This window comes from Acidovorax facilis, assembly GCF_023913775.1.
Taxonomy (GTDB): Bacteria; Pseudomonadota; Gammaproteobacteria; order Burkholderiales; family Burkholderiaceae_C; genus Acidovorax; species Acidovorax facilis.
On record NZ_JAMXAX010000380.1, the window covers coordinates 1 to 255 of the forward strand.

Annotated in this window: 1 protein-coding gene; it reads right to left on the reverse strand. The window is 67.8% G+C overall.

Annotation, left to right across the window (positions count from 1 at the left end):
* Positions 1-255: type I restriction-modification enzyme R subunit C-terminal domain-containing protein (locus tag NFX52_RS30695; protein ID WP_289781658.1), on the reverse strand; the 255-nt coding region annotated here is incomplete at both ends.

The following is a 255-nucleotide window of genomic DNA, read 5'->3' on the forward strand; positions in this document are numbered from 1 at the left end:
AGGGCTTCGAGCACCTTGCGCGCCACGGGGCCGTATTGGGTGAAGACGTTGCGCTTTTGCACGCGGCGGGCGCGCTCGCGGCGGGTGAGCAGGGGCTGGTCGTAGGCCACATGCAGCAGCAGGTCGAACGGGTCAAGGTCTTTGCCTACCTCGTCGGCCAGGGCTTCGAGCAGCACGCCCTGCCCTTCCAGTTCTTGCAGCAGCGCGGCCTTGCGGTCGGCCTGCTGCCAGGCCTGCAGAAACTGGTCGAGCGAG